The organism is Streptomyces sp. NPDC059788, assembly GCF_042732265.1.
Classification (GTDB): Bacteria; Actinomycetota; Actinomycetes; order Streptomycetales; family Streptomycetaceae; genus Streptomyces.
Genome location: NZ_JBHWHY010000035.1, coordinates 32,109 through 48,475, shown reverse-complemented (window position 1 = coordinate 48,475; position 16,367 = coordinate 32,109). Strand labels below are relative to the sequence as shown.

16 protein-coding genes are annotated in these 16,367 nt (G+C 74.4%); 13 read left to right on the top strand and 3 right to left on the bottom strand.

Going from position 1 to position 16,367, the window contains the following annotated elements; translation table 11 throughout:
- Window positions 1-14: 14 nt before the first annotated feature.
- Entirely contained in the window at window positions 15-2,303 is a 2,289-nt protein-coding gene (locus tag ACFV57_RS28185; RefSeq protein WP_385238047.1) for a TOMM precursor leader peptide-binding protein, read from the bottom strand.
- Window positions 2,303-2,464 (bottom strand): hypothetical protein, encoded by a 162-nt coding sequence (locus ACFV57_RS28180; protein WP_385238045.1) that lies wholly within the window; start codon window positions 2,462-2,464, stop codon window positions 2,303-2,305. Before ACFV57_RS28180 ends, ACFV57_RS28185 begins: the two co-directional genes overlap by 1 nt.
- 288 nt (window positions 2,465-2,752) lie before the next feature.
- Here ACFV57_RS28180 and ACFV57_RS28175 point away from each other — a divergent pair, with 288 nt between their 5' ends.
- The 6 genes from ACFV57_RS28175 (at window position 2,753) to ACFV57_RS28150 (ending at window position 8,343) form a co-directional block, all read left to right on the top strand.
- On the top strand, window positions 2,753-3,571 hold the full coding sequence (locus ACFV57_RS28175) for a BTAD domain-containing putative transcriptional regulator (RefSeq protein ID WP_385238043.1): 819 nt from the start codon (window positions 2,753-2,755) through the stop codon (window positions 3,569-3,571).
- Between the two features lie 248 nt (window positions 3,572-3,819).
- Window positions 3,820-4,590 carry a cyclase family protein gene (locus ACFV57_RS28170; protein ID WP_385238041.1) on the top strand — a complete coding sequence of 257 codons (771 nt, stop codon included), beginning with the start codon at window positions 3,820-3,822 and terminating at the stop codon, window positions 4,588-4,590.
- Window positions 4,587-5,414 (top strand): thioesterase II family protein, encoded by an 828-nt coding sequence (locus ACFV57_RS28165; RefSeq protein ID WP_385238039.1) that lies wholly within the window; start codon window positions 4,587-4,589, stop codon window positions 5,412-5,414. The genes ACFV57_RS28170 and ACFV57_RS28165 overlap by 4 nt, the downstream gene beginning before the upstream one ends.
- A 60-nt stretch (window positions 5,415-5,474) precedes the next feature.
- A complete protein-coding gene (locus ACFV57_RS28160) occupies window positions 5,475-6,743 on the top strand; it encodes a beta-ketoacyl-[acyl-carrier-protein] synthase family protein (protein ID WP_385238037.1) in 1,269 nt (422 codons plus the stop codon).
- The gene (locus ACFV57_RS28155; protein WP_385238035.1) at window positions 6,740-8,023 is read left to right on the top strand and encodes a ketosynthase chain-length factor; all 1,284 of its coding nucleotides are present in this window, start codon (window positions 6,740-6,742) and stop codon (window positions 8,021-8,023) included. Before ACFV57_RS28160 ends, ACFV57_RS28155 begins: the two co-directional genes overlap by 4 nt.
- 56 nt (window positions 8,024-8,079) lie before the next feature.
- Entirely contained in the window at window positions 8,080-8,343 is a 264-nt protein-coding gene (locus tag ACFV57_RS28150) for an acyl carrier protein (RefSeq protein ID WP_385238033.1), read from the top strand.
- Window positions 8,344-8,580: 237 nt separating this feature from the next.
- Here ACFV57_RS28150 and ACFV57_RS28145 read toward each other — a convergent pair whose 3' ends face one another.
- Entirely contained in the window at window positions 8,581-9,024 is a 444-nt protein-coding gene (locus ACFV57_RS28145; RefSeq protein WP_385238032.1) for a nuclear transport factor 2 family protein, read from the bottom strand.
- Between the two features lie 197 nt (window positions 9,025-9,221).
- Between ACFV57_RS28145 and fabG the strand changes: the two genes are divergently transcribed.
- Genes fabG through ACFV57_RS28110 form a run of 7 tightly spaced genes read left to right on the top strand, consistent with a single transcriptional unit; the run spans window position 9,222 to window position 16,356 of the window.
- Complete coding sequence (gene fabG, locus ACFV57_RS28140; RefSeq protein WP_385238031.1) at window positions 9,222-10,055, top strand: 3-oxoacyl-ACP reductase FabG; 834 nt, start codon at window positions 9,222-9,224, stop codon at window positions 10,053-10,055.
- Between the two features lie 56 nt (window positions 10,056-10,111).
- Complete coding sequence (locus tag ACFV57_RS28135; protein ID WP_385238030.1) at window positions 10,112-11,059, top strand: aromatase/cyclase; 948 nt, start codon at window positions 10,112-10,114, stop codon at window positions 11,057-11,059.
- Window positions 11,052-12,584 (top strand): class I adenylate-forming enzyme family protein, encoded by a 1,533-nt coding sequence (locus ACFV57_RS28130; protein ID WP_385238029.1) that lies wholly within the window; start codon window positions 11,052-11,054, stop codon window positions 12,582-12,584. The genes ACFV57_RS28135 and ACFV57_RS28130 overlap by 8 nt, the downstream gene beginning before the upstream one ends.
- Window positions 12,585-12,616: 32 nt before the next feature.
- Window positions 12,617-13,234, top strand: coding sequence for an antibiotic biosynthesis monooxygenase family protein (locus tag ACFV57_RS28125; protein WP_385238027.1), 618 nt, complete (start codon window positions 12,617-12,619; stop codon window positions 13,232-13,234).
- A gap of 22 nt (window positions 13,235-13,256) precedes the next feature.
- Window positions 13,257-14,285, top strand: coding sequence for an aldo/keto reductase (locus tag ACFV57_RS28120; RefSeq protein WP_385238025.1), 1,029 nt, complete (start codon window positions 13,257-13,259; stop codon window positions 14,283-14,285).
- Window positions 14,286-14,296: 11 nt separating this feature from the next.
- Window positions 14,297-15,127, top strand: a complete 831-nt coding sequence (locus tag ACFV57_RS28115; protein ID WP_385238023.1) for an SRPBCC family protein — start codon at window positions 14,297-14,299, stop codon at window positions 15,125-15,127.
- A complete protein-coding gene (locus ACFV57_RS28110) occupies window positions 15,124-16,356 on the top strand; it encodes an FAD-dependent monooxygenase (RefSeq protein WP_385238021.1) in 1,233 nt (410 codons plus the stop codon). The genes ACFV57_RS28115 and ACFV57_RS28110 overlap by 4 nt, the downstream gene beginning before the upstream one ends.
- Window positions 16,357-16,367 lie beyond the last annotated feature (11 nt).

Sequence of the window (16,367 nt, the reverse complement as noted above, 5' to 3'; positions counted from 1 at the left end):
AGCGGGAGGGGCTTTCAGAGAAAGATCGGTACGGGGTTGAGGTCTTCGTAGCGGGTCGGCGCGGCCAGCCGGCCGAGCGCGACGGGGACGTCGAAGAGACGGCCGGGGGCGAACCGGGCCCAGTGCGGCCGCAGGCCCGGCACCACGACCTTGACCACCGGCAGTCCCACGTCGGGCCGGGTCTGGTCCACCACGAGCAGCTCCATGTCCTTGGCCCGCAGCAGTTCCACGGCCGCCGTGATGTCCTCGTACAGGTCGTCGCGCGGTGTGTGGAGATGGGTGCGCGGGCCGGTGGCGGGAGCGTCACCGGGGAGCAGGTACGGGTGGGCGGCGACCGTCGCCGTGCGCAGCCAGTCCGCCAGGTCGAGATCGTCGGCCGCGGCTCGGAACGCACCCCCGCGTGCGTCCACCACGTGCGGCATCATCTGGTTCAGCTCGGTCAGCGCGCGGCGCAGCGCGATCCGCGGATCGAAGTGCGCGCCGAACCCGAACATGATGTCCTCGGTTCCCGGGTCCGTACGGCGGGAGACCGCCGCCATCACGGGTATGCCGAGGTCGGCGGTGAGATCGAGCACCCACACCGTGCGGTGCAGCGTGGCGTGCACCCGGCGCAGTTCGGTGATCCACGGGTCGTCGAACGCGTCGAGGTCCACGCCGGGCTGGCGGGTGCGGTTGTACCACCACAGGGCGAGCGCGTCGCGTTCGACCAGTTCCAGGAAGCCCTGGAGCACGGCGTCCTCCGGTGTTCCGCCGGCGGCGGTGCCGTTGGAGGTGGCCAGGCAGGAGAACCCGCCGGGCGGCTGGGGTGCGCCGTAGTACAGCAGCGCGGTCGGCAGGAGCCGCTGCCGCCGCGCGGTCACCGACCACACCGGCGTCCAGTCGGTCTCCGCTTCCTCGTCGAACGGGTCGCAGACGTGCTGGAAGGGCGCGTGCGCGGCGTTCCACCCGTCCCGGTCCGCGTACTGGCGCGGGTCGTAGAGCTGCACGGAGTCGGGGTGGACCGCGTCGGCGGCCAGGGCACGGTAGCTGCCGCGTACGGTCGCCTCGCCTCCTTCGTAGTGCCCGGAGTGGCGTTCCAGGGCTTCGGCGAACGCGCCGACTCTGGCCTGTGCCGCGGTCGTGCCCTTGCCGCCGCAGGTGGCGCGCAGTCCGGCCCGTACCGCACCGAGTCCTTGGAAGCCGGCCGCCGGGTTGGTGCCCGCGGTGAAGGAGTTGAAGAACTCCGGGCCCCGCGGGTCGCGGCGGACGTCGCGGACCAGGCCGGTGAGCGGATCGAGCAAGTGACCGTACTGGTCGAGGAGTTGACCAGGCGTGAGGGCGCGGTGGCCGCCGCCCGACGTGTCGCGCTTGAGGCGCGGGCGGAGCGCCACCGGGGCCTGCACCTGTGCGGCCGTCATGCCGGGGTCGCCGCAGGACGCGCACTGGGGCCGGCGCCGTACCGGGTGGAGTGCGCCGGACAGGGTCAGCCCGTCCAGGGTGTGCAGCGCCTGCTGGCTGGAATGGCGGTAGCCGGAGAGCCACTTGGCGGCTTCCAGGGAGGCCAGTTGCAGCGCGGCGAGCCGGGCTGCGGGCAGTGCGCAGGCGGGGCGCGGCACGGGTCCTGACCGGTCCAGTACGCGCTGGACGTGGGCCTCTACCGGCCGGGCGCGCCAGAGGCGTTCGGCCAGGCAGGACCAGCACGGGCCGTCGGGGCCGCCGAAGAACGGGCCGATCCACTGTTCGGTGCCCTCGGTCTTCACCGGGAGCCAACGGCGGTCCGCGGCCCGCAGTTCGGCGTCCACCACGGCGAGTGCGGGGTCGAGGTAGTCGTCGCAAAGGACCACGGTCAGGTCGGCGGCCGTGGCACCGGCGTCCGGCGCGGCGGTGGCGAGGCCGGTGGCTGCCAGGCAGGCGGACAGTTCCCCCGCGTCGGCGCTGCCGACCGCGAGAGCGCGGACCGTTGCGCCGGCACGCGCGGACGCCGCCTCCGCGCCGTCCACACCGGCCGCTTCCCAGTACGCCTGCTCGGCGGCCTCCTGCGGTGACACGGCCGGTCGGCTGCGGCCGTACAGCAGTCCGGCGCCGGTCAGCCGGGACACCAGGCGTGCAGCCTGTCCGCCGGGCAGTGCGTCCGCCGCTTCGCGGGTGATCAGGTCCAGCGGTCTGGTGCCGTCGAGCAGGGGCGCGAGGCGGGCGATCTGTTCGCCGTGCAACGCGGTCACCCGCTGGTCGGAGATGAGGTACACCGCTTCACCCGGCACCTGTTCGACCCTCAGGTGCGGTTTGAACCCCAGCAGCGGGGCAGCGGTCTCGGCGACGGCCATCAGGCGGCGTACCCGGCGGGCTCGGCAGCCGGCACGGCCACCGGGGCGACGTGGGAGGCCAGGCACAGGCGGGTGGCGGGACCGGTGAACGCCTGCCGCCCGAACTCCTCGATCACCAGGTCGTCGTGGCCCGCGGCGGTGGAGGTCGTGTGCGTCTGCATGGTCGTCATCCCTTGCTCGGAGGTCGGGTGGGGGGCTGTAGCGGTCGGCGCTCGCATTCCGGTCGGGCCGACGTGGAGAACTCTGCCGCGGCGGCCGGACCGCCCCCAGTGCCGTGATCATGGGATGCACATGAAGGTTTCATACCCGGCGCCGGTAGAGCCACATGCCGGGTTCAGGAGCCCGGCACTGGCCGGAAACAGCCCCACGGTGGGAGGTTCACCGAGTAGTTGAAGCCGGGTCCGAAACCATCGGAACAACCGGCCGAACCGACACCGGAGGAACCCCTAATGGAGATCAAGGTGCTCGGCCCCCTGGTGGCCGAGACGGGTGGCACGTCGATCGTCCCGAGCGCCGGCAAGCCCCGGCAGATCCTGGCGCTGCTGTCGGTCAACGCCAACCAGGTCCTGCCCGTGCCGACGCTGATGGAGGAGATCTGGGGCGACGGGATGCCGCGCAGCGCGCTCACCACGCTTCAGACGTACATCCTCCAGCTGCGCCGTCTCATCGGCGCGGCCCTGGGCCCGGACAGTGCGCGCACCGCCCGGGACGTGCTGGCGACCCGGCACGGCGGGTACCTGCTGGACGTCCGGCCCGGCTCGGTGGACGTGCACGCGTACGACCGGCTGGTGTCCGACGGCCGCAACGCCGCGGACCGGGGCGACGACGAGGCCGCCGCCGCGCTCTACCGCGAGGCGCTCGCCACGTGGCGCGGCCCCGCGCTGGTGGACGTACGGCTCGGCCCGCTGCTCGAAATCGAGCTGGTGCGGCTGGAGGAGAGCCGGCTCGGCGTGCTGGAGCAGCGCATCGACGCCGACCTGCGGCTGGGGCGGCACATGCAGCTGCTGGCGGAGCTGACGTCCCTGACGGCGCGGCATCCGCTGCACGAGGGGCTGCACGCGCAGTGCATGGTGGCGCTCTACCGTTCCGGCCGGCAGTGGCAGGCGCTGGACGTCTACCAGAACCTGCGCCGCGGGCTCGCCGACGAGCTGGGGCTCGACCCGTCGGTGCGCCTGCGGCAGCTGCACCGCGCGGTGCTCGCCGGCGACCCGGCGCTGGACTTCGCGTCCGACGGACGGCGTTCGGCCCTGGACCTGTTCGCCGCCTGACGGCCCGCCGCGCACCCCGGCACCCCCGCCGCGCCCACCGCGCGGACCCCGCCCTTGGAGCCCGTCTCCGAGCCCCGGCACGGCGCCCGCCGCCCGGCCGTGGTTCCGACGTGGGCTCCGGCCTCCCACAGGGGCGGGTTCCGGCGCGGGCGCGGCTCGATCGGCTCTCCAGGGCGTACCCGCACAGTGCCCGGCAGGGTCCCTCCGCCGTCCGCGGACCGCGGCCCGACCGACACCTGGGGGTTATCTTGCGAGTCATCGACCTGTCGTCGCCCGTGGACGCGTCCGGCTGGGAGCCGGACCCGGTCGTCCACGAGATCATGACGCCCGCCGAGGGCGCCGTGCACATGGCGGCGGAGATGAAGGAACACTTCGGCCTGGACTTCGACCCGGCCGACCTGCCCGGCGGCGAACTGCTGTCGCTGGACACACTCACCCTGACCAGCCACACCGGCACGCACGTGGACGCGCCGTCGCACTACGGCTCGCACGGCGCGTACGGCCGGCCGCGGCACATCGACGAGATGCCGCTGGACTGGTTCCTGCGGCCCGCCGTGGTGCTGGACGTCCGCGACGCGGGCACCGGCGTCATCGGCGCCGACCGGGTCGCCGAGGCGCTGGCGGCGACCGGCCACGACGTGCGGCCGCTGGACATCGTGCTGCTGCACACCGGCGCGTCCCGGCACGCGGGCACCCAGCGGTACTTCACCGACTTCGCGGGCCTCGACGGGCCCGCCACCGACTACCTGCTCGACCTGGGCGTACGGGTCATCGGCACCGACGCCTGGAGCCTGGACGCCCCCTTCGGGCACATGATCCGCACCTTCCGGGAGACCGGCGACCGGTCGGTGCTGTGGCCGGCGCACTTCGCGGGGCGCCGCCGCGAGTACTGCCAGGTGGAGCGGCTGGCGCAGTTGGACGCCCTGCCCGCGCACGGGTTCCGGGTGGCGTGCTTCCCCGTGAAGATCACCGGTGCGGGAGCGGGCTGGACCCGGGCCGTCGCCCTGATCGACGAGTGAGCCCCGCCCACCCCGCGGCCCCGGCCCGCTCCCTGGGCCCCGCTCCCTGGCTGTTCTGCTTCCACCACGCGGGAGCCGGGGTCTCCTCCTTCGCCCGCTGGCAGCGGGTGCTGGGCGACGCCGCCGAGGTCGTACCGGTCCTGCTGCCGGGCCGCGGCCCCCGGGCGAAGGAGCGCCGGATCACCGATCCCGGCGAACTGCTGGCCGAACTCCGCGCGTTGATCACACCGCTGCTCGGCGAGCGGCCGTACCTGCTGTACGGGCACAGCCTCGGCGGACTGGTCGCGCACGCCCTGACCAGGGCGCTGGAGGAGGACGGGCAGCCACCGCCGGAACGGGTGGTCATCGGCGCCGTACCGCCGCCGCACCTGCGCAACCCGCTGCTGCGCGGCGCCGGGCTCCCCGACCGGGAGCTGCTGGAGGTACTGGTGCGCTACGGGGCGGCGCCGCCCGAGGCGGTCGGCCGCGACGCGTCCCTGTGGCAGCGGCACGTGATGCCCGCGCTCCGCGACGACCTGCGGCTCGGCGAGGCGCTGTGCCGCGTCAACGCGCGGGCCCCCGTACGGACCCCGTTGACGGCGCTGGCGGGCCGGGACGACCCGGTCGCGCCGCTGCCGGAGATGGCCGAGTGGGCCGACTACTCCAGCGCCGGGTTCCGGCTCGAAGCCCTGCCGGGCGGCCACTACTTCGTCCGCGGGCAGACCGTGCCCGAGCTGCTGCGCACGGTGGCCGGCGAGACGCGAGCGCCGGTCCAACCCGAGTCGAGCGGGCATCAAGAGGACCAGGCGACGCTGGTCGCAACAGCGGACCGAACAGAGAGGTGACGCAGCCATGCTGCATTCTCCCGGGGCACTCCCCCAGGACCGTCGCGCCGAGGAGGCCGGGTGAGCCGCCGCGTAGTGATCACCGGAATCGGGGTGGTCGCCCCGGGAGGTGTCGGCACCAAGGCGTACTGGTCCCTGCTGACCGCGGGCCGGACCGCCACCCGGGCCGTGACGCTCTTCGACGCCTCGGCGTTCCGCTCGCGGATCGCCGCCGAGGTCGACTTCGATCCGGTGGCCGAGGGGCTGACCGCCGAGCAGGCCGGACGGCTCGACAGGGCCGCCCAGTTCGCGCTGGTGGCGGCGCGGGAGGCGGTCGCCGACAGCGGCATCGCGTGGGAGAGCGCCGACCCGTTCCGTACGGGCGTGGCCATCGGCAGCGCGGTGGGCGCCACGACCGGTCTGGACACCGAGTACGCGGCGGTCAGCGACCACGGCGCCGAGTGGCTGGTCGATCACGAGCGGGCGGTGCCGCACCTGTACGACTACTTCGTGCCCAGCTCCTTCGCGGCCGAGGTGGCCTGGGAGTTCGGCGCGCAGGGGCCGACCGCGGTGGTCTCCACGGGCTGCACCTCCGGGCTGGACTCGGTGGGCCACGCGGTGGAGCTGATCCGCGAGGGCAGCGCCGACGTCATGATCACCGGCGCCACGGAGGCGCCGATCTCGCCGATCTCCGTCGCCTGCTTCGACGCGATCAAGGCGACGTCGGCGCGCAACGACGAGCCGGAGACCGCGTCGCGGCCGTTCGACCGGACCCGTAACGGCTTCGTGCTCGGCGAGGGATCGGCCGTCTTCGTCCTGGAGGACCGGGACCGCGCGCTGGCCCGCGGCGCGCACATCTACGCGGAGATCGCCGGGTTCGCCTCGCGCAGCAACGCGTACAACATGACGGGGCTGCGGGCCGACGGCGCGGAGATGGCGGAGGCCATCACCGCCGCGCTGGCCGAGGCCCGGGTGCCCGCCACCGACATCGACTACATCAACGCGCACGGCTCCGGCACGCTGCAGAACGACCGGCACGAGACCGCCGCGTTCAAGCGCAGCCTCGGCGACCACGCGTACGCGACCCCGGTGTCCTCGATCAAGTCGATGATCGGCCACTCGCTGGGCGCCATCGGATCGCTGGAGATCGCCGCGTCCGCGCTCGCCATCGAGCACGGCGTGGTGCCGCCCACCGCCAACCTCCACGAGCCGGACCCCAAGTGCGACCTCGACTACACGCCCGTCACGGCGCGCGAGCGGGAGATCGGCACGGTGCTGAGCGTGGGCAGCGGTTTCGGCGGATTCCAGAGCGCGATCGTGCTCACCGAGCCCGAGCGGAGGACGGCATGACGACGCGGACGGCCGAACGCACCGCGGACGTGCGCCCCGGGGCCGCGCGCCCCACGGCGGTGTTCACCGGCATCGGGGTGACCGCCCCCAACGGCCTGGGCACCGAGGCGTGGTGGCGGGCCACCCTCGCGGGCGAGAGCGGCATCCGGCCCGTCTCCCGCTTCGACGCCACCGGCTACCCGGCGCGGCTGGCGGGCGAGGTGCCCGGATTCGACGCGGCCGAGCACATCCCGAGCCGGCTGCTGCCGCAGACCGACCACATGACGCGGCTGGCGCTGACCGCCGCGAAGGAGGCGCTGGAGGACAGCGGCGCCGACCCCGCCGAGCTGCCGGAGTACTCCGCCGGTGTGGTGACCGCCGCGTCCGCCGGCGGCTTCGAGTTCGGGCAGCGGGAGTTGCAGGCGCTGTGCGCCAAGGGCGGGCAGCACGTCAGCGCGTACCAGTCGTACGCCTGGTTCTACGCGGTCAACACCGGCCAGATCTCCATCCGGCACAAGCTGCGCGGGCCGAGCGGGGTACTGGTCACCGAGCAGGCGGGCGGCCTGGACGCGGTCGCCCAGGCGCGGCGCCAGCTGCGCAAGGGCAGCCGCCTGATCGTCACCGGCGGGGTGGACGGCGCGATCTGCCCCTGGGGCTGGACGGCGCAGCTGGCCGGCGGGCGGATGAGCACCGTCGCCGACCCGGCCCGCGCGTTCCTGCCGTTCGACACCCGGGCCGCCGGGTACGTCGCCGGTGAGGGCGGCGCCATCCTGGTCCTGGAGGACGCCGGGGCGGCCCGCGAGCGCGGTGCCCGCGTGTACGGGCACCTGGCCGGGTACGCGGCGACCTTCGACCCGGCGCCCGGCCGGGGCGGCGAGCCGGGGCTGGGGCGCTGCGCCGAACTGGCCCTGAACGAGGCGGGTCTGACGCCCGGGGACGTGGACGTGGTGTTCGCGGACGCGTCCGGCGTGCCCGAGCTGGACCGGCAGGAAGCCGCCGCGCTCGGCGCGCTGTTCGGCCCGCGCGGGGTACCGGTGACGGCGCCGAAGACCATGACGGGGCGGTTGTCGGCCGGCGGTGCCTCGCTCGACCTGGCGGCGGCGCTGCTGTCGCTGCGCGACCAGGTCGTACCGCCGACCGTCAACGTCACCGACCCGGTCGAAGCCGACGGGCTCGACCTGGTGACGCAGGCCCGGCGCGGCCGGCTGCGCACCGCCCTGGTGCTGGCCCGCGGCACCGGCGGCTTCAACGCCGCCGCCGTGGTGACCGCCGAAGACGGCTCACCGGCCGCCACCGCGTGAGGGCGAGCGGGACTGTGAGCACGACCACGAGGACGATTGTGAGAGAGGCGACGACCATGACGCTGAAGGAACTGACCACGCTGCTGCGCGAGTGCGCGGGCGTCGACGAGGGGGTCGACCTGGACGGTGACGTACTGGACGTGCCGTTCGACGACCTGGGGTACGACTCGCTGGCGGTGCTCCAGACGACCGGTGTGATCGAGCGCGACTACGGCATCCAGCTGCCCGACGACACGGTCGCCGAGGCGTCGACGCCGCGCCTGCTGCTGGAGTTCATCAACGCCTGCCTGGACGCGGAGGCGCCCGCCCAGGCCGCCTGAACCGCAACAGCAGTCGGCTGCCGGGTCCCGGTCGGGACCCGGCAGCCGTCTGCTGTCCGCGCACCGGTCCTCGCCGGGGCCGCACCGTTCGGCGCCGCACGACCGGTATCCGCGCCTTCGAGCAGACCGGCCGGCGGCATGACCATGTGCCGCTGCGCCGGAACACAGGGAAGTGCCCGCACGCCGGGGGATTGCGTGCGGGCACTGGACTGGGGCGGCCGTGGCGGCCGCTGCGGGTCAGATCAGGTCGTCCCGCGTGATGCGGCGGTCGCGTACCTGCCACGTGCCCCCGGCGCGGACGAGTTCGTCCTCGCAGAGGGTGCTCGCCTTGATCTCCGGGCGGCCGCCGCGCGGGGTCTCGATGACCAGCGCGTAGCAGCGGGCGGTGACCGTGTCCCCGGTGCCGCCGGTCACCGCGACCATGCCCAGCCAGTGGCGGCGCTGGACGCCGGCCGCGGCGTACGCCTCGGTGGCCTTGGCGGCGGCTTCGGTGATGGCGTCACGGCCGACGGCCGGGGCGGGCTGGGCGTTGGCGGCGAAAACGCCTTCGGGGGTGAACGTGCCGGCCCACTCCGCGACCCGGCCGTCGTCGAGCAGGTGCATCTGCTGCGCGTAGAACTGCTGGATCTCCTGGTACAGCTCGGCGGGCACGGTGGTCCAGGCCGGCGCGGTGACGGTCATGGGGTGGTCCTCTCCTGTGGTTCCTGCTGCTCGGCCACTGTTGCCGCCGGGACTTGAAAGGCGCTGGTGGGCGCCTGGACCGGCGGACCGGCGCGGGCGTCCACCGGTGCTCGATACCGGTTCGAGCGCGACTGGGCACCGTGGGGCGCGTACCTGCCGGTCCGCAGAGACCGGCCGCCCTAGCGAAAAGAGTCGAGATGTCGAAGACCGCGAACGCCGTGCGCACCGAGGACGCCGCGGCACACGGGGGCGCCGCGGAGCGCCGGGTCGCGCTGATCACCGGCGGTACCAGCGGCATCGGTCTGGCGGCGGCGCGGGCCCTGGCCACGGCCGGGCACGCGGTGTTCGTCTGTGCGCGAAGCGCCGAGTCGGTGGAGCTGACGGTCGAGCAGCTGCGCGAAGAGGGGCTGGAGGCCGCCGGCACCACGGCCGACGTGCGCGGCCCCGAGTCGGTCAAGGAGCTGGTGGCGGCCGCGCTGGCGGCGTACGGGCGGATCGACGTGCTGGTCAACAACGCGGGCCGCAGCGGCGGCGGCGTCACCGCCGACGTGCCCGACGAGCTGTGGCACGACGTGATCGCCACCAACCTGACCAGCGTCTTCCTCCTCACCCGCGAGGTGCTCAACGAGGGCGGCATGCGGGAGCGCGGCTGGGGCCGCGTCGTCAACATCGCCTCCACGGCGGGCAAGCAGGGCGTCGTGCTCGGCGCCCCGTACTCGGCGTCGAAGCACGGTGTCGTCGGCTTCACCAAGGCGCTCGGCAACGAGCTGGCGCCGACCGGCATCACCGTCAACGCGGTCTGCCCCGGGTACGTCGAGACGCCGATGGCGCAGCGGGTCCGCGAGGGGTACGCCGCGGCGTACGGCACGTCCGAGGACGCCGTACTGACCAAGTTCCAGGCGAAGATCCCGCTCGGCCGCTACTCCACGCCCGAGGAGGTCGCGGGCCTGGTGGGCTATCTGGCCACCGACACCGCCGCCTCCATCACGGCGCAGGCGCTCAACGTCTGCGGCGGTCTGGGCAACTTCTGACCGCCGCCCGCCCCTCCCCCCGACCCACCGCCGTACAGCAGAAGAGGACTTGTCACGTGTCAGTGCCCGGAAAGCACCGCACCCTGCACAGCATCACCGTCGCCGCGCCCGCCGAGACCGTGTACGGGATCGTCGCCGACGTCACCACCTGGCCGCAGTACTTCGCGCCCAACGTGCACGTCGAGCACCTGGAGCGGACGGCGGACACCGAGCGCATCCGCATCTGGGCCACCGCCAACGGCGAGGTCAAGAGCTGGACGTCGCGCCGCACCCTGGACGCGGCCGGCCTGCGGGTCGACTTCCGCCAGGAGGTCTCGCAGCCGCCGGTGGCCGCGATGGGCGGCGCCTGGGTCGTCACTCCGGCCGGGGACGCGGCGTGCCTGCTCGAACTGCACCACGACTTCGAAGCGGTCGGCGACGACCCGGCGGGCGTCGAGTGGATCACCGCCGCGGTGGACCGCAACAGCGCGGCGGAGCTGGACGGCATCAAGGAGCTGGCCGAGGCGGCCGGTGAGCTGGACGAGCTGGTTTTCACGTTCGACGACACGGTGCACATGGCGGCCGACGGCGCCGATGTCTTCGACTTCCTCAACCGGGCCGACCTGTGGCCCGAGCGGCTGCCGCACGTGGCCCGCCTGGACCTCACCGAGGACGAGCCGGGCGTGCAGGTGATGGCCATGGACACCAGCGCCGCGGACGGTTCGGTGCACACCACCGAGTCGGTGCGGGTGGTCTTCGGCCGGGACCGCATCGTCTACAAGCAGACCACGGTCCCCGCGCTGATGACCGCCCACACCGGGCGCTGGACCATCGAGCCCGCCGGGGACGGCGTGGACGTGACCTCGCGGCACACCGTCACCCTCAAGCCGTCCGCGGTCGAGAAGGTGCTCGGCGCGGGCCGGACCGTCGCCGACGCGCGGGAGTACGTGCACCGGGCGCTGAGCACCAACAGCACCAACACCCTGAAGCTGGCCCGGGATCACGCGGAGGCCCGCCGTGGCTGAGCCGGCCGGGGGCATACCCGAGGTACCGGACCGGCTGGACGGGCTGCTCGCCCGGTCCGCCGCCGCCCACCCCGGGCGCCGGGCCGTCGTCGGCGGCGGCCTGACCGTGGACTACGGCACGCTCGACGCCCGGGTGACCGCCGCCGCGGCTGCCTTGCGCGGGTGTACGGAGCCGGGTGACGTGGTCGCGGTGGCGTCCGTGCTGCACCCCGATTTCGCCGTGGCGTACTACGCGGCGGCGCGGGCGGGGCTGACCGCCGCCGTCGTCAACCCGCTGCTGCGCGAGGAGGACCTGCTGCACGTGCTGACGCTCGGCGGCGCCCGGGTGGCCTTCGTCGACGCGGCGCTGGGCGAGCGGCTGGAGCGGGTGCGCGACCGGCTGCCCGCGCTGCGCGAGGTGGTGGTGTACGGGGCCGAGGGGCGGCTGAGCGCGTACGGCACCGAGGGGCCCGTGCCCGACCCGGGCACCGGTCCGCAGGACACCGCCGTCCTGCAGTTCACCAGTGGCACCACCGGCCGTCCGAAGGCGGTCCGGCTCACCCACCGCAACGTCACCGTCAACGCGGCCCAGGTCGCCGGCGCCCACCTGCTCGACGGCGGGTCGGTCACCCTCAACCACCTGCCCACCTACCACCCGATGCACCTGAATTCGGCGGTCGCCGCCGGTGCGGTCCAGGTGCTGTGCCCGGCGCCGGACCCGTACACCGCGCTCACCACCGCCGCGCGGGAGGGCGCCACGATCCTTTACAGCCTGCCGGTGCGGCTGTCCCGGCTGGCGGCCCACCCGGAACTGGAGAGTGTCGCGGTGCCTGCGCTGCGGCATGTCGCGTCGGGCGGATCGGGCCTTCCCGCCACGGCCGCGCGCACGCTGTCGCGGCGTCTGGGCGTCCCCGTCTTCCAGGGCTACGGCCTCGCGGAAACCTCGCCGCTGACGCACTGCGACGATCCCGCCGACCCGGTTCCGGGTTCCGTGGGCCGGCCGGTGGCCGGGACGCGGTGCCGGGTCGTGGACGTCGACACCCGCGCCGTGCTGCCTTCCGGGACCGCCGGTGAGGTGCAACTGCGCGGGCCGCAGGTGATGCGGGGGTACGCGGGCGGCCCGGACGGGACGGGGCTGGAGCCGGACGGCTGGCTGAGCACCGGGGACGTCGGGCGGATCGCCGAGGACGGCCGCCTCTTCCTGGTCGACCGGCTGGGGGACGTGTTCAAGTGCGACAACTTCCTGGTCGCGCCGTCGGACGTGGAACGCGTCCTGCTGGACCACCCGCTGGTCGCGGACGCCGTGGTGGTCGAGGTGCCGGACGCCGCGCACGGCGCGGTGGCGGGCGCCCTGGTGGTGCTCGCCAAGGGGGCGGCGGACGGTGCCGCAACGCTGGCGTCCGTCGTGTCCGCCGCGAACGACCGGCTCCCGTACTACCAGCACGTACGGGACGCGATCACCGTCGACGCCATTCCGCGCTCCGGCAACGGAAAGATCCAGCGTCGCCTGCTGGCACCACAACTGACGGAGCGTCAGCCCGCTTGACGGGCGGCGCCCCGCATACCGAAAGAGGATCCATGACCTTCACCGTCGTCAACACCTTCACGCTCAAGGACCCGGCCGGTGCCGAGGAGTTCGAGCGCCGCTTCCTCTCCCACGTGGAGTGGATGCGCGCCCGGCCCGGGTTCGTCACCCACCAGGCGGTCCGCTCGGCGGACCGGCCCGAGGTGTACGTCAACCTCGGCCGCTGGTCGTCGGCCGAGGACTTCCAGCAGGTACTGGCCCACCCGGTCTTCCAGGAGCACGCCGCCGAGTTCCACCGCATCGTGGACGTCGACGCCGACCCGTCGGCGGAACTCCTGCGCCGGACCGGCGCCGCGGCCGGGCCCGGGGACGCGCTGCTCGTCGAGTACGTCACGGTCACCGGTGACACCGCCGCGTTCGAGGCCGCCTACCGCGCGTACGCCGAGGCGGCAGCGGCTGCCGAGGGCTTCGTCGGCGCCGAGCTGGCGAGGTCGCTGTTCGCCCGGCCCGGTGGCTACACCGCCGCCACCCGCTGGCGCGGCACCGCCGACCGGGAGGCGGCACGCTCCCTGCCCGAGTACGCCGCCGTCACCGCGCTCGCCGAGGTGCGGGCCGTGCCCGCCACGCACGTCGCGGGCGACGGTGTGCCCCTCGCGCCGGCCGGCGCCTGACGGCGCCGGGAAGGACTGTCCCATGGAGTACCGCCGTCTCGGCACCAACGGGCCGCTGGTGAGCCGGATCGCGTTCGGGAACTCGCTGACCGCGGGCAACCAGCTGGACGACCGGGCCGCCACCGCCTGCGTACGGGCCGCCCTCGACGCGGGCATCACCACGTTCGACACCGCCGACGCCTACGCGGACGGCCGCGCCGAGGAACTGCTCGGCGCGGCCCTGGCCGGGGTCGACCGGGACTCCGTCGTGGTCTGCACCAAGGTCGGCAGGGGCGGCCCGGGCAGCGGCCCGGGCGCGCTGTCGCCGGCGCGGATCGCCGGCAGCCTGGACCGGTCGCTGCGGCGCCTCGGCACCGGGCACATCGACCTCTACCAGGCCCACCTCTACGACGACAGCACCCCGCTGGAGGACACCATGCGGGCCTTCGCCGACGCGGTCGCCGCGGGCAAGGTCCGCTACGTCGGCGTCTCGGAGTGGGCAGCCGACGAGCTCGAACGCGCCGCCGCGCTCGCCCGCGACCTGGGCGTGCCGCTGGTCTCCAACCAGCCGCAGTACTCGATGCTGTGGCGGGTCGTCGAGGCCGAGGTGGCCCCGGCCTGCGAGCGGCTCGGCATCGGGCAGCTCGTCTGGTCCCCGCTGGCGGGTGGCGTGCTGACCGGGAAGTACCGCCCGGGGCAGCGGCCGCCCGCCGGGTCCCGGGCCGTCGCCGCCAAGGGCGGTGACGTGTCCATCGGGCGCTGGCGGTTCCTGGCGGACGACGTCCTGGAGGCCGTCGCCCGGGTGGCGGCGCTCGCCGGCGAGGCCGGGCTGACACCGGCCCAGCTCGCCCTCGCCTGGGTGCTGCGAGGCACCCGGGTCACCGGCGCCGTCATCGGCGCCTCGTCGCCCGGCCAGATCGCCCGCAACCTCGCGGCGGCCGACGCCGTGCTCGACCCCGGGCTGCTGCGCCGCATCGACGACGCGCTGGGCCCCGTCGTGGTCCGCGACCCCGAGCTGACCCTGAGCCGGATGCTCCGGGCCAGGACGCCCGCCCGTACCGCCACCACCTGAGAGGTACCGCTGTGAGCACAACCGTTGCTTCTTCCCCCGTCCACCGCACCCGTGCCGAGGTCGGGATCGACGCCCCGGCCGCCGCCGTCCACCGGGCCCTGACCGACGTCGGCGGCTGGCCGGTGCTCTACCCCTGGATCGCCCACACCGAAGTGCTGTCCCGGCAGGGCCCGCACGACGAGGTGAAGTTCTGGGCGGTGCGGCCGGGGCCCGAGGGCGGGCTGCGCGTGTGGACGTCACGGCGCACCGTGGACCCGGTGGCGCTGCGCATGGAGTTCGAGCAGCAGGGATCGGTGGGGCCGATCCGGCAGCTGGGCGGCACCTGGGACTTCCTGCCCCGCCCTGACGGCGGCTGCCGGGTGGTGTCCGGGCACTGGTTCACCACCGACGCCGACCCGGCCGAGACCGCCGGGGAACTGGACCGGCACGGAGCGCTCCAGATGCGCACCCTCAAAGACCGGACGGAGCACCCCGAAACGCTGACGGACGATGTCGTACGGGCCCAGGACAGCGTGCTGCTCCCCGGCCCGGCCGCCGCGGTCCGCGCGCGGCTGCTGGACGCGCTGCCGCGGCGCGACGGCACGGACAGTGCCTGGTTCGGCACCGTGGAAGGCACGCCGACCGTGCAGATCGCGCACGAGGAGCACACCCTCGTACAGAAGTTCCTGACACCGCCGGAGCCCGCGCAGCTCTACCGGCTCCGCTGGCGGCTGGCCGAGGAACCGGGCGGAACCCGGGTCACGGCGGACGTGCTCGCGGTCGCCGGGGACCACCGCGACCGGGTGCGCGCACTGGCCGGCGCCGGGGTACGCGCCGCGCTGGCACTGGCCGGGCAGCGGTGACCGCGTCGCAGGAGCGGGCCGACGTGTGCGTGGTCGGCGCCGGTCCCGGTGGCCTGACGCTGGCCCTTCTGCTGCTCAGGTCCGGCCTGCGGGTGACCGTCGTGGAGAAGTCCCGGTCGCAGGACCGGGACTTCCGCGGTGAGATCCTGCAGCCGGGCGCGATGGCCGTCCTCGACCGGCTCGGGGTGCTCGCCGGGGCGCGGGCGGCGGGCGGCCACGAGCACTCCAGGTTCCGGCTGCTGGAGCGGGACCGGGTACTGCTGGACGTCGACTACCGGGCCCTGCCCGCACCGTACGACCACCTGCTGTCCCTGCCGCAGCCCCATCTGCTGGCCGCGCTGCGCCTGCGGTGCGACGCGTTCGAGGGCTTCCGGTACTTCGAGGGCCACCGCGTCAACGGTCTGCTGCGCGACGGGCGGGGCCAGGTCACCGGTGTCACGGCGGACGACCTGACCGTGCCCGCGCGCGTCGTCGTGGGCGCCGACGGCCGGTTCTCCAAGGTCCGCCGGCTGGCGGGCATCGGAGCAGGACGCACCGAGGCGTTCGACCAGGACGTCCTGTGGTTCAAGCTGACGCCGCCGGCGGACGCCGGGCCGCCGCGGTCGCGGGACGTGCGGGTGCTGCGGAGCGAGGGCGGCAGCCCGGTGCTGGTGTACGGGTCCTGGCCGGACCGGGTGCAGGTCGGCTGGACGCTGCCGCACCAGGGCTACCGGGACGTCGTCCGGCACGGCCTGGACCACGTCAAGGACCGACTGGCGCGCGCGGTACCGGAGTACGCCGGCCTGATCGGTGAGCAGATCACCGCACTGCGCGACCTGACCCTGCTGGACGTCTTCTCCGGGCGCGCCGAGCGCTGGGCGGCCGACGGGCTGGTGCTGATGGGCGACGCCGCGCACACCCACAGCCCGATCGGCGCGCAGGGCATCAACCTCGCCGTACAGGACGCGGTCGTGCTGCACCCGCTGCTGGTGGAGGCCGTGGCGCAGGGCAGGACGAGCGCGGCGTTCCTGTCCCGGTTCGAGGAGCGGCGGGCGCCGGACATCGCGGCCGTGATGCGGCTCCAGGAGATGCAGAGCAGGACGATGCTGGGGTCCGGCGGGCTCGTCGACCGCATCCGGCCGCGGCTGGCGGCCGTGGTGAAGCACACGCCCGTCTACCGCAAGATCCTGCGGACCGTCGCGTTCGGCAACCCCTCCGTCCAGGTGGCGGAGCACCTGTTCACCGGCTGACCGCGGACACC